Annotated in this window: 10 protein-coding genes; 3 read left to right on the forward strand and 7 right to left on the reverse strand. The window is 59.8% G+C overall.

The features are described 5' to 3' along the window. Positions 1–258: 258 nt before the first annotated feature. The 5 genes from NZK35_RS03055 to NZK35_RS34565 all read right to left on the reverse strand — a co-directional run bounded on the left by NZK35_RS03055 (position 259) and on the right by NZK35_RS34565 (position 11,567). Positions 259–828, reverse strand: a complete 570-nt coding sequence (locus tag NZK35_RS03055; protein ID WP_259631128.1) for a hypothetical protein — start codon at positions 826–828, stop codon at positions 259–261. 196 nt (positions 829–1,024) lie between these two features. Further along, positions 1,025–4,576, reverse strand: a complete 3,552-nt coding sequence (locus NZK35_RS03060) for a YhaN family protein (protein WP_259631129.1) — start codon at positions 4,574–4,576, stop codon at positions 1,025–1,027. Then, positions 4,573–5,889: a metallophosphoesterase family protein gene (locus NZK35_RS03065; RefSeq protein ID WP_259631130.1), complete on the reverse strand. Its 1,317-nt coding sequence runs from the start codon at positions 5,887–5,889 to the stop codon at positions 4,573–4,575. Before NZK35_RS03065 ends, NZK35_RS03060 begins: the two co-directional genes overlap by 4 nt. Positions 5,890–6,150: 261 nt before the next feature. Further along, positions 6,151–8,673: a UvrD-helicase domain-containing protein gene (locus NZK35_RS03070; RefSeq protein ID WP_259631131.1), complete on the reverse strand. Its 2,523-nt coding sequence runs from the start codon at positions 8,671–8,673 to the stop codon at positions 6,151–6,153. Further along, positions 8,670–11,567 (reverse strand): PD-(D/E)XK nuclease family protein, encoded by a 2,898-nt coding sequence (locus NZK35_RS34565; protein ID WP_259631132.1) that lies wholly within the window; start codon positions 11,565–11,567, stop codon positions 8,670–8,672. The genes NZK35_RS03070 and NZK35_RS34565 overlap by 4 nt, the downstream gene beginning before the upstream one ends. Positions 11,568–11,906: 339 nt before the next feature. Here NZK35_RS34565 and NZK35_RS03080 point away from each other — a divergent pair, with 339 nt between their 5' ends. Together NZK35_RS03080 and NZK35_RS03085 are read left to right on the forward strand one after the other, a co-directional pair. Beyond that, positions 11,907–14,306, forward strand: a complete 2,400-nt coding sequence (locus NZK35_RS03080; protein WP_259631133.1) for a pilus assembly protein N-terminal domain-containing protein — start codon at positions 11,907–11,909, stop codon at positions 14,304–14,306. A gap of 138 nt (positions 14,307–14,444) precedes the next feature. Then, on the forward strand, positions 14,445–15,785 hold the full coding sequence (locus tag NZK35_RS03085; protein ID WP_259631134.1) for a hypothetical protein: 1,341 nt from the start codon (positions 14,445–14,447) through the stop codon (positions 15,783–15,785). A 160-nt stretch (positions 15,786–15,945) separates the two neighbouring features. Here NZK35_RS03085 and NZK35_RS03090 read toward each other — a convergent pair whose 3' ends face one another. Beyond that, the gene (locus NZK35_RS03090) at positions 15,946–16,359 is read right to left on the reverse strand and encodes a DUF4339 domain-containing protein (RefSeq protein WP_259631135.1); all 414 of its coding nucleotides are present in this window, start codon (positions 16,357–16,359) and stop codon (positions 15,946–15,948) included. A gap of 317 nt (positions 16,360–16,676) precedes the next feature. Between NZK35_RS03090 and nrdR the strand changes: the two genes are divergently transcribed. After that, entirely contained in the window at positions 16,677–17,141 is a 465-nt protein-coding gene (gene nrdR, locus NZK35_RS03095; protein WP_259631136.1) for a transcriptional regulator NrdR, read from the forward strand. A gap of 7 nt (positions 17,142–17,148) precedes the next feature. Here nrdR and NZK35_RS03100 read toward each other — a convergent pair whose 3' ends face one another. After that, positions 17,149–18,498 carry an EF-hand domain-containing protein gene (locus tag NZK35_RS03100; RefSeq protein ID WP_259631137.1) on the reverse strand — a complete coding sequence of 450 codons (1,350 nt, stop codon included), beginning with the start codon at positions 18,496–18,498 and terminating at the stop codon, positions 17,149–17,151. Between the last annotated feature and the right edge of the window lie 7 nt (positions 18,499–18,505).

Consider the following 18,505-nt stretch of genomic DNA (forward strand, 5'->3'; position numbering starts at 1 on the left):
GCTGCTATCGCGTACAAACCGTTGGTGTCTAGCCTTTAAGCGATTCTCGGTCGCTGCGACGCAGCGACAACGGGCGGCTAAAGCCCAATACCGCTAAGTCAACATGAATGAGGGGGCCCGGACGCTGGCGCGAACCGGCTGATATCAAACGAATATCAGCCGTTTGGCGCGAGCCTACGGGCCCTCATTTGAAGAAACGACGCTTAACTTAGCGGTATTGGGCGAAAGCCTGCACACCAACACGTCTGTCCGTCCCATTCATTCAAACCCTTTTTCAGGAATGATCAGGGATTCCTCTTGTTGCATGATGATGAATCCTTCGACCACGCCGACGACGATCGCCCCGACCAGGATGAATGCGACGAGTGTTAGGTAGCTTCTTTTCCCCGTCTTTGACTTCTGGGAACGCTTCTTTCGCTCAAGTTTTTCGGCTTTCGAAAGATCATACTCTTTCTTTTTTTCGGCATGCTCAAGCAGATCACATGCGGTTTTGCTGGCGGCGTCCGTTTCACCGTTGGAATTGGATTTGCTCTGCCGTCCCAAACGCTGGTCGAGCGCATCGCGGAGCGGCGGTAGCATCCACGTCATTGACAAGATTTTGGTCTTGGATCGTGCGTAACGGTCCATGTCGATGAGCAAGTCGACCAATTCGGACGGAGCACCTTTGACACCGCGCAGGTCCAGAGGGATCCGGTGTTCGTGCGAATTGATTTCGCGAACGATATCAGCCCGCAGCATTTCGATGTCCATGGAGTCGTCGTCGGCCCAATGGAGCCGGACGACTTTCTCGCCGGAAATCTTGTCCAGTTGTCTATCTAATCGAGCCATTTTTCACTCGCATTTCGCCCACGCTGCCAGCGCGTTGACACGTCCATTCACTTGAATCGAAATGGTAGCGGCTTATCCACGAGCTTGATCGATAGAGTCAACCCCTTAGCCGTATCTTCAACAAAACACAACATGTTGTTAACGAGTGCTTGTCGTCGGTGTGAGCATCGCGATTGGCAGGAGTGTGGATTCACTGTCAGCGCGCCAGACGATGCAGATGAAACTGCTCGGGCTCGAGCGCAGACTGCGCTAAATCGATCAGGTGTTGATGGTGGGTGAACAGAATGACCTGCGTTCGCTCGGACAATCTTGAGAATCGCTTCATCGCCGCGATGGTGCGTTGGTCATCCAGTTGAATCAAACAGTCGTCGATCACGACGGGAATTGCATGGCCCGCGGAGAGTTGGTGTTCGAGCGATGCGAGCCGCATGGCCAGATACAGCGCGTCGGCGGTCCCCAAGCTCATCGCATCGACCGGCACCAAGTTTTCTTCTCCCTCGGGCGACGCGGCGATGCCGAATAACTTTGAACGCCCCTTGTCATCGAATTCCGGTTTCAATCCGGCGTATCGACCGCACGTCAACTCTTCGAAGGCTTGGCAGGCGATTTTCAACACCGGACTTTCGTTCTCACTCCGGTAATGCTCGATCGATTGTTGCAAAATCATCGACGCGATTCGCAGCTTGGCGTATTGTTGCGACTCCCGCTGGATCGTTCCGTGAAGCAGTTGCAGTTCCTGGTTCAGTTCCGCCGCACGATCTCCTCCGTCGATCCTGGACAGCTCTTTCTTGATCGCCCCGACCTGCTGTTCGACTGCGGACCAGCGTTCGTTCAGGGTCTGCAACGATTCTTCGAGTTTGCCGATTTCGTGTTCCAATTCGACCCGATCATGCGATTCCACTTGCTGGGCAAATTGTTCCACCGCGACCCCAGCGGCGATCAATGCCAATTGTTCTTCGGCGCGGGCACAGGCCTGCAGGGCGGCTCGCTTTTCGGCCGCGTTTTGTTCCACGCCGGGCAATTCGTCGGTATTGTCGACGCCGGCTTCGCGACAAAGTTGAGCAAGCTGTCCCGCGGCCGCTTCGAGCACCTGATGGTCGTCGACAAGTCTGGCTTTCGCCGCGGTCAGTTCGGCTTTGAAACGCTCGGCTTGACTGGCCGCGTTCTTGGCCGCGTGCAAGCGTTCGTACAACGCGTGTGCGATCTCCGCACTGTGTTGTTCGGGTTTGCATTCCAAGCCGACGATTCTTGCGATCACCGTCGCCCGCTGTGCAAACGAACGACCGTCGTCATCGATCGAGCGAATTCGTCCGAGGATGATATCGCGTTCGCGAGTCTCTTCAAACAGTTTGGCGATCTTCTTCAACCGCATGCTGATCACGCTTGGACTGACGTCCTGATCGCCGGCGAACGATGCAATCGCCTGCTTCCAGTCGCTGTCCCATTGTTTTCGTTTCGCCGCATTGGATTCGTACTTGGCTTCGGCCGCGGGCAGCGCCGCGTGGATTTCGTTTCGCTTGCGGCGGGTTTGTTCCAGATGCGATGCTGCCGCAACGAGTTCATTCCGTAACGCTGTCGCACGATCGTGCAAGGATTCCAGATTCAGCGGGTCATCCGCCATGGCCGACGTCTCATGATGACCGGCAGCGATGGGACGGGCGGACCAGGCCCCTTGCAGGGCGTGGGCTAACCGCGTCGCATTGCGATCAATACGATTCAGTGTGGAATCCAGCCGTCCGCGTTCTTTTTCCAGTGAGCGGTATTTTTCAACCAGAGTTTGATGTTTGGCGATCCAGTTTCGCATTTCGCGGACCTTGCCGGCGGCGATCCCGCAGCTTTCCCATAGCTGACTCCACTGCTGGGACGCCTCGGCGGCCAGACGTTCGGCCTGGATGACCGCTTCTTCCGCCGCGTCGATCGCGTCTTTTAATCCCGTGATTTCCAGCGTGACCGACGCCCGCTCGGTGACCTGTTTCTGGTGGGAGCGAATCGTGTCGACCACGTCGTCGGCGGTGCGAATCGACTGCCGCACCTTGCGTGTCGAGGCTTGAAAGTTCTCTTCATCGTCTCGTGAGTCGGCGAGTCGATCGACCCACTGGTCGCGTGTTTCGCGTGACTGTTCGAGTTCTTGCTCGGTCGGAAGCGGATGATCGGCTTGCAAACGGGTCAGTTTTTCGCCCGCATCGTGAAGCTGTTTCCGCAAGCTCGCGACCGTTTTCTTGGCATCATCAACAGCCCGTGCGCGATCGCGGAGTGTTTGGTCGTGGTCATCGATCTCCGCGGCCGTCGGCGGTTGCAAGCGTGCCGTATCGTCGAGGCTGATCTGGCCGAGTCGAAGTTCGCGAATCAACCGTTCGCACTGCGATTCGAGATCTCGGCAACTGGACCGTTCTTGGTCGGCCTGATCCAACAGGGTTGCCGGCGGACCGATCTCGGAAAGCACCGACTCGATCATCGCCGGGTCCGCGACGTCTGGGTGTCGTTCGAGTTCGTCGTCCAATTCGGCAAGCTGTTTCCGCAACGCTTGCAGCGACTCCAGTGAATCGCGTTCCTGCTGTCGCAGCATTTCGCAATCACCGGCCAATTCGTTGATTCGAATTTGCGCCGCGTCGCTGACGTGCAATCGGTCGACGTGTCGATCGACCACTTCGTCCGGGGCATCGTCGGCGATGTCGACTTCCAGGTCACGCAGCAATTCACGCAGGTGGCGGTTGCGGTTTTTGACGACCCGGTGAAGGTTGGCTTGATCTTTCGATGCCGCTTCACGCGCGGCGATTCCTTGGAACAAGGCGACGATTTCGGTTTCATGCTCGATCGTCGCCGGATCGATCAAGCACGATCGGATTTCTTTTTCCGTGGCCTCGATCTCACGTTGTAATTGATCGACCAATCGCTGGTAGGTTTGACGGTTTGCGGATGCCTCTCGGCGGCGTGCGGCAAAGTCTTCGTCGAGCGTGGGCACCGATGACAACGCTTCCAATTGGGCCTTGTGCCGTCGCCAGATGGGAACGATCGCGTGGGCCTCGCGAATCGCCTTTTGTCTGGCCAACGATTGGGCCAACCGCGTGCGTTCGTCCGCCAGTTCTTGCGATTGTTGTTGAGCCTCGGCCAACTGGCGTTTGAGCAATTGGTATTCGGCCGGCGGCGTCTGAAGTTCACGCACGATTTTGCGTTTTTCGTCCAGTTCACTCAGCAAACTGTTGATGCGTTTCTTGCCGCGTTCGAGAAACAGTTCCTTGCTTTCGTGTTCAAGTTCGGTTTGAATCGCCTTTAGCCGGCCGACGCCCGCACCGGCTGCAAACAGGATTTCGCCGAGTTCGCCCTTGCTTTCCAAGACGGCTTGTCCACCGGCAACCAACTGCTCGTGGGAAAGCCCGAAGCGATGATGAAAGGCGGCTTCGTCGATGCCACCGAGCATTTGCTCCAGCTCCATCGGGTCGATCGGCGTCTTGTCGTCTTCGGCGTGCAGCTTTGTTTTGCCGTTCTTGCGCCGAATCACCGTCAGACGATTTCCATCGGGACCGATCAACGTCGCGCCGACCCGCAGTTTTGCGTTGGAATGCAGAAAGCTGTCCGTCGTCCGCGTCGGGATGCCGAACAGCAGCGCGCTGATCGCTCGCAAACACGTGGATTTTCCCGATTCGTTGGGGCCATAAACCAGGTGGAAGCGACGGGGGCCTGCGGACAAATCCAGGGATTCATCGCTGAACAATCCGTATGCTTTGAGATCGAGTCGTTCGATAATCATTTCTTGGCTCCTGCCGTACCCGTGGTCGATTCGTCTTGTTGAAGCCGTCCGACGACGTCGGCCGCGGCGGATTCGACCAGCCCCGCGACCCATTGGTCATCGCCAAACGGAAAGGCCGCCTGGTCTTCGTCACCCTTCAATTCCTTGGGGAGTTTCTTCGACAGACCGGCAAGTTCTCGTTCGATCAGGGAGGCAAGCGACGGGTCGTTTCGCAGGGTGTTGAGCACGCATTCCAGACTTTCGAGCGGTCCATCAAAATCGAGTGAAATCTTTTGGTCGTTCGGCATCGCGGTTCGAATCTTGACGTCTTCTAACCAAACCTGTTCGTTTCCCGCGGCGACGCTGATCGCTTGCAATTCCGCGCGAACCCATTCGGTGTTTTGGTGCAGCGCCGCGTGCAGCGACGACTGCCCGGTCAAGCGAACCCGGGAGACCAGCAGGCGGCCGTCGCAGGCATCGATTTGTTCGGAAAGCCAGCCCTGGTAGGCATCCAGAATTTCATCGCGATCCTGCATCTGGCTGGCGTCGATCACACATTCGTGCCAACGCAACACGTCCAGCGGGTGGAAATCGTAGCGGCAACGGTTCCTGGCATCGACTTCGATCAACACGCAGCCCTTGGGACCTTGTTCGCCGATGTGTCGGCCCTGCAAGTTGCCGCTGAACACGATCGGCGGTCCGCCTTCGATTTGATGGTCGCCGCGGACGTGGATATGGCCGAGCGCCCAGTAGTCGTAGCCTTTCTCGGTCAACTCGGCCGGGGTGCATGGAGCGTAGTGGGCGTGGGAGGTGGCGCCCTCGAGTCCGGTGTGCAACATGCCCAGGTTGAACATTCCCGCAACCGCATCGGGATACTTTGCCGCCATGTTCGACTTTTCGGCGCGGCTGCGAAAGGATTGTCCATGAACGGCGACGCCGATGTCTTCCATGAACCTCGATTCCGCCTTTCCCGTTTGCAGGAAAATGTCGCTGCCGTCGGGGTTCTTGGGCAGCGGCAGGGAAGCCGTCATTTGGTTCGCCGCGTCGTGGTTGCCGCGAATGACCAACACCGGGATACCGGCGGTGACCAATTTGGCGGCCTCTTTGACGAAGGCCAGCCCGGTGTTTTGGTCCGGCCAGTCACCGTCGTATAAATCACCCGCGATCACGACCAGATCGACGTCTTCCTCGATCGCCAACGCAGTCAGATTTTCCAGCGCGCGGCGAGACGCGCGACGAATCCGCTGGGACGGCGCACTGTCGTAGCGGTCGAGTTTTTTGAGCGGACTGTCCAAATGAATGTCCGCGGCATGAAGAATTTTTCGTGTCGTCAAGGCAATGTCGGGGATGGGGAAAACAAGACCCTCTCTGGCGAGGTCGTGCAGTTTTTAAGTCGTTGATATTCAAGGGTTTTCGTCACTCTCCCCCTGGGAGAGTCGAGCGTAGCGAGGAGAGGGGTTTCGTTGTTGCTTGGGATCGCCCATCAAGAGTGAAGTGAACGCCGCGATTCACCGTTCGACCTCCCCTCGCTGCGCTCGACCCTCCTGCCAGGAGGGTGACTTTGAAAACTGCACGACCTCCGGGGAAGGTGATCGTCAATGTTCATACCAATTCGAATCTCCGTCTTCATACAATACCGTTTCTCCTTCGCTGGGATTCGTGTCCACGCCCAGCGCCGCGTGGATCAACGCGGCCGGTTTTTTGTCGTCAGGCTTACAGGGTTGAACGACCATGTAAAGCGCCTGGCGGGGACGCGTCATTGCGACGTACAACAGGCACAACGCCTCGGTCATCTTTCCCGCCGCATCGCGCCCGAACGCCTTGCGCCAGCGGGTGTCCAGAAAGTGCCAGGCCTCGCTGGTCAAGAATCTTGAGAGCCCGACCGGCGGCTCGGTCAGATTCCGCGAATCCGCGATGCACAGCGGTGGCTGGCCGGTCAATTTGCCGTCCAGCTCTGGCAAGAACACGGCGTCGAATTCCAAACCCTTGGATTGGTGAACTGTCATCACGCGAACGGCGGCCGATTGCGGTCGTTCGACTCGCTTCTCACGGACCATTCGGACAAAATCTCGCAAGCGGTCGGTCGCGTTGGGCTCATAAGCAACCGCCAACTGGGCCAATTGTTTCAGACGTGTGGTATCGCGGGGGCCGCAGACCGGTGCGAGGACGGCGGCCAGACGCTGGACGGCACGTGCGATCCCGACTTCGGTGACCAGATCCCTGACGTAGTCGGCCGACATGCCCTCGACCTGACCCAGCGGAGAATGGTCGACATGAAATTTCCAGCGACCGTCGGCGGGATGCTCGGCCATCATGAATGCCGACAGGACCAAGTCGACCGCGGCGGAATCGACCAACGGGTTTCCCCCTTCCTGGCTGACGTCGACGCCGAGTTGTTCCAACAGGAAGATCAGATTGGCGACGCCTTTGTTGGTTCGCGTCAAGACACCGATCGAACGATCCGGCGCGGCGCGAGAGAGTTCGGCAATACGTTGTGCCGCCAACTGGTAACAGGCCTGCGTCGTTTCTGCGCCGTCGCGACTGTCGATCTTTTCGCAGGTCTCCATGCGAACGTAACCGGGTAGCGACGCCTTGAACGCCACGTGTTGCGGGAACCGTTTGGCGAATTGGGTGACGGCGCGGGCTTCGTAGGTCGCTTTGTCCGCGTCGTGTCCGTCAGAGGCGGCGTCGGCGATCTTGTGTCGCGTGAGGTTTTTGAAAACGCGATTGATCAAATCCATGATCACCGGGCTGCTGCGGAAACTCGTGTTCTGTTCGATCGATTCAACGCCGCCGATTTCGGCACTGACCGCGTCGAAGATCTCCGCCACGCCGCCGCGCCAGCCATAGATCGCTTGCTTGGTGTCCCCGACACAGAAAAACGAGCGTTTGACCGCCGCTTCCGGATCGGGATCGGGGTCGATGGCCGCATCGGCGGATCGGAACGCCAGCGGTCGAAGGACCTGCCACTGGGCTGGCGAAGTGTCTTGGAACTCGTCCAATAAAACATGGTCGATTGCGCCGTCCAAGCGTCGGCTGATGGAGCGGTGGTCGACCTTGGAAAACTGTTTCGCCAACCGCACGGCGATGTCGTCAAAGCCGAGTGTTCGCAAGGATTGTTTCAGCTGGGCGACTTGTCCGTCGTACAGCGATAACACCTGGCCGGTAGCGTCGTTTTGTGCGGCCAACAGCGAGAGGGTGTTTGAACGCGCGGCGGCATACAACGCGCCCAGTGCGTCATCCAGGCCGTCGGGCAGCGCGGATCGGCCCAGCTTCGTCGACTCTCCGTTGCGTTTCGCTTTGGCATAGTTCTTGATCAGCGTTTCGGTCGCCAGCGAATCGAACTGACGCGTCTCAAGGAGTTCAGCCATCGCATCGAGTTTGGCGCGAACCGTTTTCTGCGGCGGCTCGGACAGGCGAAAGGAACCGGCAGCGGACGTCAACGCGGCATCATCGGGCGCGGTGGGCGCGTCCAGATTGGTCCAAGCCTCAGACGCGGTCTGACGCGATTTCGTGTACGCGCCCGAGACAATTTGAATCAGTTCACGAACGATCGAGCGTTTCGTTTCACCTTTGCTGAGCATCGCCAACAGGGTCGCCAACTCGCCGGGCTGGAGCATTGACACCATCGAGTCGATCGCGCGCTCACGCAACCACGCTTCTTCGATCTCGTCGGTCAATCGCCAAACCGGTGGCAGTTGCAGTTCAAAGGGAAACGATTTGGCCAGCTGGGTGAACAAGCTGTCCAAGGTGCAGATGCGGATGCGATGAATGTTTGCGACCAGACGCTGCAACAGTTGCAAACACAAGCTGCGGGGCAATGTCTCCAGGCCGACCTGCCGGCGCAGATCCTCCAGCGCCGCATCGTTGTCCGGATCGGCGGCTTCGGCCAGCGTCAACAGGATCCGCTCCAGAATTTCGCCTGCCGCTTTGCGTGTGAAGGTGGTCGCGAGGATCGATTCGGGGGCCGCCCCCTGGAACAGAATCTGCAACAGTCGTGCGGTCAAACGATACGTTTTCCCCGTGCCGGCCGAAGCCCGCACCAAGACGGGCGGCAGGTTGCCGTCCAGGAACACGTCGCTGGCGGAACGGTCGTGGGATGTGATTTCGGTGCTCACTGGTCATTGTCTCCTTCCGCGATCGCCGCACCGGCCAGCATTCGACTGGCAACTCCGGTCTGCAAAATCATTTCGTAATCGTCGTACATCACGCCTTGGTCGCTGGGGGCGAAATCACAGGCAAAGATGCGGCGGACGCATTGATGAATCAGATCTTTGGCTTGCTCCATCAGCGGTTCGTCGAATTTCGCGATGTTGATCTTGGTTTCGTCCGCTTTGTCGCTGACATTAAAATAGCCCAGTTGGACCTCTTGCGGCGGCGCTTCGATGCCGAGAAAGGGCACCATCATCCGGTACAGCGGCAATTGCAGATCGATCCATTCGTATTGGCCGGTGTCGCGGTTTTTGCGAAGGTGTTTTTTCTCCGGTTTGTGACCGTGGGTCTTGTAGTCCAAGATCGCCCATTGTCCGGTTTGAACGTTGCGGTCGATCCGATCGAAACGTCCTCGCAATCCCATCTTTTTTCCGTCCACGGTGATCGAAGCGCCTTTGGATTCTTCGACACTTGCTTCGGTCGCATGGATTCTCCAGCCCTGCTCAATGCGTTTGGCTTGCTCAGCGGCGACGAAATGCAGTCGCCGCTCGGCTTGACGGACTTGCAGCCGGACGGCGCTTTCGGCGTGGTCGCCGTACTGGTCAGCCGCATAGTGGTGCAAGTGATGTCGTAACGATTCAAAGATTCGCTTTTCGTCGGCTTCGTCTTTCTCGGCGGACTCCCCAAAGTGCTCGACCGCGGCATGGACCAAGTCACCGAACTGGTTGGCCGCAAGTTCGCGGGCTAATCCGTCGACGGGTTTCAAATTCAGCACATGCCGCAGGTAAAACCGATAGGGGCATTCAAGGTAGGCCTTGAAAGCCGTCACGCTCATCGATTTGACGGGGCATTCATCAAGATGGAATGCCGGAATGGGAAGATCGGTCGTTTGACGATCGCTGTCCCAACAATGCGAAACATTGACCTTGTCGCGCGCTCCGGCCAATAGCATCCGGATTCGCCGAGCCACGTCCGGGGGTGATGAAGCGGCCAGCAATCGGCTGGGCGGCGTCGGTGTTCCGTCGGCAGAATTCTTGCCCACGATCAAACGGGTGTCTCGGCGAGTCGAGAGCAGTAACTGCGTCGCATAAAGATCACGGGCGTAGCGGCGTTCGTTGTCGGCGATCCGCAACCGCGAGCGCAGCGAACCGGGCAAAAATGGATCACTGGTGACCGCCGAGGGCACGAAGGGATGATTGAAACCGACCACGACCATTGCCGGCGAATCGTCCAGAGCCAAATCCAACCAGCCGTGAATCTGGATGTCATCAGCGCTCTGATCCTGCCCCACACGCAGTTCGGACAGACGCGAGGCGATCATTTCCAAAGCCGATGCGGCGGTGACGGGCGCGTCCAAATGGCGGCTGAGTTGGGTGAAGCGTGTCAAAAGGCCACGGACTTTCGCGACCGCTTCGACCGTCAACCGGCGATCGGGCCGAGTCGCGTCGGCAGTTCCCAGGTCGGCGGTTCCCAGGTCGGTGTAAATCGAATCCAGCCATTGCAGCAGCCGATCGCACCAGTCGGCGATCGGTTGGGTCGGTCGCGGTCCGTCGGACAGATGCTGGGAGATCAGTGGCGCGAGCCATTCAAGGACGGCACGGCGCAGTTGCTCCGCTGCGGGATAGTGCTTCAGCGCCGCCGGCGGCAACGGATCCGACAGTCGTACCGGCAGATGATTGGCAAGCATCTGGTCGAGCGGAATCAGGTAGTCTTGCGGTGCCGTGTCGTTTTGGGGTTGGTTGAGTTGAGTGTGGAGGTAACGATGAACATCGCCGTGCCGCACCAGTGCGGCGAGCGATCGCCAGGTCGGCCGGGCGACCAGGGTCGCGGTGAGCGAAACGAGTCGTCCCACGGCGGTCGACGCGACGGTCCAGCCGACGTGCCGGTAGGTGGAAAACCCGCATCCGTCGAGTTGCATTTCGGTGGCGGCGACGTGTGAATCATCGGTCACGCCGACGGCAATCTGTGCCGGTTGATAGCGAGTGGCGAATTCCGTCACCGCCTCGCTGACCGCGGTCGCTTGATCGGCGATGTCGCCGGCCGACACCAGATGGTCATCGGTCAGCGGCAATTGGAAATCGGCAAAGGCGTCCGGCTTGAGGCAGCCGAGCCAATCAAAGCAAGCTTCTCGGTCCTGGGGCGCCGCGATGAAAGACACGACGTCGCGTTCGACTTCGGCGATCACTTTGGCAACCGATGGATTCAGGTCACTGGTGCCGACCAGCGCGATCGCACGTCCCGAACGAATCGTTTTTCGTTTGATCGCACGCCGACGCTGCTGGTGTGGGTCGCTGCGCCCGGCCGTCGCAAGCTCGCCGAGGTAGAGTTCGAAAAGTTCTTGCAGCAGTGTCCAACGGGCTTGTTCGTCATCGCCGTCGGTGACCGAAACCACGTCCGTGAAACTCACCTCGTGGGCCGCCAAATCGGCCGTCAATCGCCGCAACGTCCCGGCGAGTTCCAGCCAGGGGCCGATCGCATCGGATTCCGGCAGCACGGGCAGCAGCGGCCGCAACGACTCGGCGTCGCGATGGCGCAACACCCGCGCCCAAGCCAGCGTTTGCTCAAACTCGATCGCGATCGGGGCCTCGGGCTGGTAGAGCAGTTCGGCCAATTCTCCCGACGTCGTGATGCGGGGCGCGAGATAGTCGAGTCCCTGGTCAGCGGCCGCCGATTGCAACAGCCGACCGAAACGCAGCATCGACTGGGCCGTCGGCAGCACGCAAATCCAGTCGCTCAAGTCCAAACCGCCGCTTTCGCCCGCCCGATCGATGAAATAGCGGACCACCCCGGGCAGCAAGGGCCGGTCCCAGCCCAGAAACTCGCGTCGGCACAGCAATTCGGGAAAAAGATCAAATGACACGGCGAAGCAGCCCCCCTGGTGAAAATCCGTTCTTAAGCCTGCGGCGTTGTTGTCGTGTCCGGTCGTGACACGTCTGGTCCAATCCTATCGATTTGACGCTTTTTGTGTGACCCGTGGCGACAATCGACGGCCGCACGGCCGCGACAAACGATTCCAGCGTTACAGGTGCTAGAGGCCCGAGAATCGTTAATGTCGCGCCAACACGCATCCGATACGTAAACCAACGGACATACAGTGCGCAATCACTGTGTGCCGTCGGTGTGCCGAGGGGGGCACATCCTTTCGATGAACCGAACGCGGTTCATTGGGGCCGAAATCACCGGGACCTAGGAACGCGGCATGCGTGTGAACAACGCGAAATTGACAAGCCAAAACGGCGACCCATCCAAACGAATCGCAAAGCGAGCGGTTCTGGTGGCGGTGTTGGTCGCGTCCGGCTCCACTGCGGGCGGCCAACAGCCGCAGGGCGGGATGATCCAATCGCGTTTCTTCAATCAAAACAACGCCACGCCGGGGATCGTCCATGGCGGTGCACGCACAGCCGCCCCGATGCCCGTGGGCGCGGTGCAGTCCAATCCGTTTGTGGCGCCCGGACAGGCTCCGACGACTCCCGCCAACGGGGCAGTGCAGTCTGCAACCATGGCCGGCGGCCATCCGTCGATGGCGGCGTCACCGGTGGGGCGCGTCAGGCAAAATCCGCGGTTCCATGCCGCGTCAGCGACCGGTGTCAGCGACCGACCGCTGATCGCGCTCCGATCCAGCGAGCACGTCCCCGCGACTCAGGTCGAGGCCTTTGACCGATTCGGGCCAGTCCCCGCCGATGCGTTCGTCCAGCCGAACCAACCTGATCAAGCACAACTGTCATGGGCGGCCAAAACAGCGGCCATGAACTCGCCGGCGCCGCTGGCGATCCCGACCGGTGCGGCCACGCCGATCCGGTCCGCATCGGCATCCGATGCCACGTCTCGGCTGAACGAAGGGCACAACGCTCCCATCGGCATCGTCGCCGAACAGGATTCGCGTGTCATCCCGGTCGCCGATGCTCGCGATGAGCAGACGCCGGTCCAAGAAACGCAACCGATCTTCTTCACCCTGTCCGATGACACGGCTGAAGCCGGTGATGCGTTTACCAGCGAATTCGAACTCGACGGTGAGTCGACACCCAGCGTTCAGGAACCTGCTGAGCAACCGATGCAGACGGATCCGAAAACGGAGCCTGCGGCACCCGAGCCCAAAACGCCCGAGCCCGAAACGCCAGAGCCCGAAGCTTCGCCGCCCGCGACGCCACCGGTCGCCGTCGAGACGCCGGTGAAACTCGCTCCGGCGGTGAATTTTGCCCCGGAAGCCTTGGCTCCACTCGGCGACGATGCGGTCGTCAAAGCCAAGACGATGGCCCCATCCGACGTCGATGAGGACCAAGCCGATGACTCCGGGATCGACGAGTTGGTGGTCAGCAACCGAGCACGCGTGCCGCTGACTGCCAAGTCGCGTGTCATCAACACCGAACAGCACGTCGCGCCGCAAGCGGACTCACAAATTCCGGTCCTGCTGCAACGCAAAACCGTCGCGATCGCGACTCCGCCGGTCGAATTGCAATTCGGCGCTAGCGACGACGCGGTGGTGCAGTCCACGATCGATCCGATTCGTTTTGAACCTGCCCCAGCGGCGCGACAGGACGAATCCGCAACGGACCGGCCCACCACGGCCGCTGTTGGTGCGGAGAACTCGGGATCGGTTGAGGATGCCGAGACGCCGTTGGTCCCGAAAGCTGCCGTCGTCAGAACGTTGGAACATCGTTCGAAAGAGGTTCAGAATGCTGCTCCGATCGGCTCGATCGTCGAACCGAAACGCGACGCGATGGAAGAACTTTCCCGACGCGACCCCGCGGCAAGTCGAACGCCGCTGAATCAGCCCGTTGCCAGTCAACCTACCGCCAGTCAACCTACCGCCAGTCAATCCGAACTGAGAGCATTGCCACCACAGGTCGGGGGGCATGCGATCGTCACGTCGGTCGCGCCGGGCATCGAACAGATCGGCACCGATGAAGCTCCGTTGATCGCGGCACCGGTCGCGGTCAATCCGTCACACGTCGGCTCGCCTCGCACCGCGACCGTTCAACCGCCCAACCGGACGGCGATGTCGAGCACTCGCGCACGGCTCGCGTCGTCGCGCCACAGCATCATGCGTCGGTCGATCGAACCGGAGCAGAAACGAATCGATGTGACCGTTCCCGACCCGAACAAATCCTTGTCGCAGGGTGCTCAGGGGGATGACTCCGACGGCAAACGCCCCGCGGTCGTCCTGCAACTCACGCGTGCCCAGGTGCGATCGATGACAATTGGCGGTCGCGTGCGGCGATTCACGATCGAAAACAAGGACGTTTGCCAGGCATTCGCTTCCAGTGCCAACCAGATCAAATTGATCGGCACCGGCACGGGCCAGACCGAATTGACGATCTGGGCGGATGTCGCCGAGGGCGAGCCGACGCGCAAACAGACCTTTCGAATCCAAGTCAGCGAAGGGGTCGATGCGATCGGCGACAAGGTCGCCGCGCACACCGAATTGCTGAACGATTCGATCGATCAAGCCTTTCCGACGGCCAGCGTTGTCGTGTCCCTTCGGGGCGGAGAGTTGGTCGTCACCGGTCACTGCGACGACGAAGACACGGCGAAACAGATCGTTCGCATGGTTCGAAAAAGTTGCCTCGTCCCCGTCCAAGACAACTTGAAAGTTCGATGATCGAAGCGGGTCGGCTTGTTCTGCGTCCGGGGACGGGGCCGGCATGCCAAACGCAATTCAACTTGATTCAGATACGTCACACTAACCACTGATCCTTTGCGGAATTGTTCCGCACCGATTACGTCAACGAGGTTCGACATGAACATCCCTCTGATCCACTCCGTCATCCGGCGTCACGCCGCAAGGGTTCTGGCGATCGCCGCGGCCGCCATGATCGCCGGTAGCGGCGCCGTGGCTTCGGCGCAAACCGGATTGGTGGGCGCACTCGGCGGAGACCCACAGGTGTCTTCGTCGGGCGCCGCGATGTTCGGCCCGGGCACCAAGATCATTTCCGCTTCCGACGTCCGCACCGCGGCCGACGTCCGACCCGGCGGGCTCGCCCCGGGATCGATCTCACAAGCCATGGCCACCACCTCGGGGCCGCTCGGATCGGTCAACGCCGGCCGCGTCGCCCAAGTCGACTACGGCTGCCAAAGCTGCATGCAAGGCTCCTGCAACGGATCCTGCAACGGCTACGGGATGTCCGGCTACGGTGGTCAATCCATGGCCTGCGGGATTCCCTGCGATCCCTACTACTATGTGTTCGTCGAAGCGATGTACCTGGAACGCAACGGCGCAGACGGTTTCAGTCTGACCCGCAACGCCCGGATGGACGACTTCGGATTCGAATGGGTGCCGCGGATCACGGTCGGTACCCTGCCGAACTGTGTCAACGGTTATGAATTCACCTTCGTCGGTCCGACCGAATGGAATCGCAACCTGCGGGTCGTCGACACCAACGTGCCCGGCAACATCGATTCGAACCTGTTCGACGGTGACGGCACGCCCAGAGGGGCTGGCGGGGCGCCTGACCAAAGTCTGGACCCTAACAACTTTGACGCCGACTTTTTGGATCCGTTCGACAACGCCAATCTGCAAACCCAGTTCTACAACACCGAATACTGGAGTGCGGAATTGAACAAGACGCTCGTCGGTTGGGATGTCGCCAGAGCCCTGTTCGGTGGACGCGTGATTCGCGTCGAAGAAGATTATGGCTACGCGTCTGAAAAAGACATCTTCACGTCTTACTCGGACCTGACCGCGAGTACACAGAACACGATGGCCGGGCTGCAACTCGGACTCGACCTGCTCTATCCGGTCACGCAGCACGTTTACACCGACGTGCGACTGCGGGGAGGCCTTTACTATAACTTTGCCGATTCCGACGTTCGGCTTCGCAACCAAGGTGTCACCGTGCTCAACAACAGTCGCGACGACGACGACTTTTCAGGTGTCTTCGACATCGGGTTGGGGCTTCGCTACCAGTTGGGAGAAATGCTGTCGATCCGCGGCGGCGGTGAATTGCTCTACATCACCAACACCGCCTTGGTTCCCGGCCAAGTCAAAGCGAACGTCACCAATGCAATGGGCACCCGTATCGACATGAACGACGGTCTGCTGTTCTACGGCGGATCCTTCGGCGTCGAACTGCGGTTCTAAACACTTCGCTCGGAGACTTCGGTTGCGACCGCTCTGCTGTCTCCTGCGGGTCCGCTCAACGATTTACCCCGTCAACGATTCACCCCGTCAACGATTCACCCAGTAGCCGCCCGGTTCTCTCCACTTCGAGAAAGACTCGAAACCGGAGAGGATCTCGCGGCTATTTTTTTTGTTTCCCGGTGACCTTCTTCTGCAGCCAGTTTTGCACGCTCTGCTTGGATTCGTTGTGCTCTTCTGGCTCGGCCGACGAGGCGATGTTGGCGGTCAGTTTCTCCGGCTTGACCTCGCGTGCTTCCCCACGCCCGATATCACGCAGACATCGCGGACAGGTGCGGGGCGGCTGGCTGATTCGGATTCCACACGAGGGACAGTAATACTGAACCTCTTGGCGGACTGCGGCTTCAAACAAGCCACCGACGTCGCTGGCCGGAAACCACGCCGAGTCGTTCTTGCGCAAACGGGTCTCGGGTTTGATCTCACCCTTACGGACCAACGCCAATAATTCGCTCGGACGCAACGGCCCCACTTCCGTTTGAACGTTGCCTTCCATTCGCTGTAAAAACCAAGCCGTCACGGTTCGATTCGCTCCTTTGAAAGTCCCCGGTTCGTTGCGCCGATCAATGGACATCGGTGGCCGAGGCTCATCGGCGGCCAATGCACATCGTCGGCGCGAACACGGGCGATCACCTCAACCAAAGGCATTTGTGTCGGGGCCGATCGGCCCACTTTGATTCACGCCATCAGCCCAGCCGCCTGCACCGTCTCTCTACTGCCGTCCCAGTTTAGCAGAATCACGCGGCAGGCAGCAAAAAACGCAAGGCCTTGCGTTTTTGCGTCGTTTGGCGAGATAATGACTTGCCGTTTCTCTCGCCCCGCACCAACCGGTCGCCCATGCGCTGTCCATTTTGCCACCGTGACGAAGACCGTGTTCTGGACACCAGGACAGCCGAAGGCGGTTACATGATTCGCCGAAAACGGGTCTGCACCAATTGTAACCGCAGATTCGGGACGGTCGAGAAAATCGAGCAGTTGACGTTGCGCGTCGTCAAACGCGATCAAACGCGGGAACCGCTCGAACGCGAGAAAATCCGTCGCGGCATCGAGCGGGCTTGCTCCAAACGCTCGGTCCCGAGCGACAAAATTGAACAGGTCGTGCAAAGCATCGAAACGCAAATCTACCAGGAATACGAGACGGAAATTCCGGCCAAGGAGGTCGGCGAGATCGTCATGGCACACTTGGCACGACTGGACGAAGTGGCCTACATCCGATTTGCTAGCGTCTATCAGGAATTCCACTCGGCCGACGACTTCATCAATGAAGTCAGCCGGCTGACGAAACGGCCGATCCGGAGCTGACGTTGCACTAGCGTTTGGAGCGTGACTGCATCCACCACGCGTACTCGGTGACCGTGATCGTCCCGTCGCGATTGGCATCGGCATCGGCAGGACTCATCAGCATTTTCTTCCATTCGCTGGCGACCAGTTTGTTGTCCCCGTTGGCATCGTAGCGACCGATGATTCGCTCGGCGTAGCTGACCATCTTTTCATCGGGCGTGCCGACCGGGCCGCTGCTGGCGGCGGAGCTTTCGGATGCAGAGGACGTCGATGCCATCGTGGTGGCCGAGGGCGTGCTGGCGCCCCGCTCGACCGCTTGGACGGCTTCCTCGGCGGTGATCACGCCGTCGCGGTTGAGATCCGATTGGAAGAACTCGTTGACGGTGTCGTCATCCCACGTGGTCGCGAATTCGGCCATTTCGATCTGGCCATCCTGGTTGGCATCCTTGTCGGTGAAGAATCCCGGCAGACCTTCGGGCATCCGTTTTTCGCCGCTGATGCGGTACGATTTTCGGCCGCCATACACGTCTGGTGGTTCGACATCGCCGCTGCGATCACTCTCGCGGCGTCGATTGCGATCGTCTTCGCGAGACTGCTCGGACGACTGGCGGCGACGGGCGTAGCGCACCGCGAGTTCACCTTCGGTCAAGCGTCCGTCTTTATTGCGGTCGAAATCCATCGGGTTGCCGGAGAAGCGACTAGACAGTTCGTCCTTTTTCAAGACTCCGTCACGGTTGCGGTCATAGCGTCGAATCGTCTCCAAGGCTTGCTTGCGATCTTCATCGGTCACGACCACGTCCATCAGTTCCGCCGCCGGGCCGAACCCCGCCAGCATCGGCGGGGCTGCATCGGTTCCAAAACCGGGCACCAGCAGTTCGGGCGTCAGCGCCTCGTCGCTGGACGAACCGCGATCGCGGGACGAATCACCACCGCGCTGTTGCTGCATTTTTGCGAACGACTCACTGACCCGTTTGATCGAAATCGGCTGGCCGGGCTTGATGCTGGGGTCGGTCGACTGCAAACGTTGGATCAAAAACTGGGCCGGGCCCTGTTGTTCGTCGGGGTCAATCGTCCCGTTGCCGTTGCGATCAAGCCGGCTGAGAAAGCTGCTGGGATCGAATCCGCCGCCCGGGCCGCCACGCGAGCCACCGCCGCGTGAACCGCGATCGCCGCCGCCGCCAAAGGGGCTGCCGCCGCCGGGGCCGCCGCGAAAACCGCCTCCTCCGCCGGGGGGGGCTCCGCGGAATCCACCGCCTCCCTCGCCGCCGCCGCGATCACCACCGCGATCACCACCGCCACGCTGAGCGAGCGCGGACATGGGGTCGCCGAGAACGAAAACACAAAAGACCGTGAAAATCGATGTTTTTAGAGTGTTCATAGTGATG

Origin of the sequence: Stieleria sedimenti, assembly GCF_025060895.1 — a bacterium.
Lineage (GTDB): Bacteria > Planctomycetota > Planctomycetia > Pirellulales > Pirellulaceae > Stieleria > Stieleria sedimenti.

Coding starts and splice junctions, on each gene's coding strand:
- NZK35_RS03080 (WP_259631133.1), top strand. CDS start 11,907: ATGCGTGTGAACAACGCGAAATTGACAAGCCAAAACGGCGACCCATCC.
- NZK35_RS03055 (WP_259631128.1), bottom strand. CDS start 828: ATGGCTCGATTAGATAGACAACTGGACAAGATTTCCGGCGAGAAAGTC.
- NZK35_RS03100 (WP_259631137.1), bottom strand. CDS start 18,498: ATGAACACTCTAAAAACATCGATTTTCACGGTCTTTTGTGTTTTCGTT.
- NZK35_RS03060 (WP_259631129.1), bottom strand. CDS start 4,576: ATGATTATCGAACGACTCGATCTCAAAGCATACGGATTGTTCAGCGAT.
- nrdR (WP_259631136.1), top strand. CDS start 16,677: ATGCGCTGTCCATTTTGCCACCGTGACGAAGACCGTGTTCTGGACACC.
- NZK35_RS03085 (WP_259631134.1), top strand. CDS start 14,445: ATGAACATCCCTCTGATCCACTCCGTCATCCGGCGTCACGCCGCAAGG.